This window comes from Desulfovibrio sp. SGI.169 (genome assembly GCF_050313595.1).
In the GTDB taxonomy this organism is placed as follows: domain Bacteria; phylum Desulfobacterota; class Desulfovibrionia; order Desulfovibrionales; family Desulfovibrionaceae; genus Desulfovibrio.
Map to the genome: position 1 here is coordinate 1 of NZ_JBNPLS010000087.1, position 536 is coordinate 536.

General features: G+C 46.8%; 1 protein-coding gene. It reads left to right on the forward strand.

The features are described from left to right. The first annotated feature begins 168 nt into the window (after window positions 1-168). The gene (locus ACQRA4_RS13910) at window positions 169-375 is read left to right on the forward strand and encodes a hypothetical protein (protein ID WP_427823639.1); all 207 of its coding nucleotides are present in this window, start codon (window positions 169-171) and stop codon (window positions 373-375) included. Window positions 376-536: the final 161 nt, after the last annotated feature.

Here is a 536-nt window from a genome sequence, read left to right on the forward strand (position 1 = left end):
GTGACATGCTCAAACTATGCAAGCTCCCTTTTGCGTGTTCAGGCTTCAGGCAGAACGCTGTCTGCGGGCGACATCGCAGGAAGATTATGCTGGAGCGGGCCGGTAGCGGTGATCGCGTTTTTTTGCTAGCGTTGAAAAAATATCATGTGGCGGCAGGAGGTTTTTGTCATGATCTCCCCCATAGACGCTATAGACTATGCCATTGCCCATTCCGGCAGAATACCCGATGAGGCCCATTACTATCTTGCGACGCTGCCGTTGCAAGATAACAGGCCATTGATGGATCAGGCAAATTTTCATATTGTTGACAGAACCATCGGCACATCGCAGATAGGTTTTGACTATTACTATAATATAGTTACATATCGGGTTTAGAAACAGTTGAACGACATGTCGTGAATACGCATTTTGTGCGTATTGCGCTGTCGTCGCTGCGGAATGCCCAGTTCATGTCATCCAGAGCATATATAGCCATTGATCTCAAGTCGTTCTCTCTCTGTCCCTCACATATTGCCAGCAGCAAGAGATAAATAATT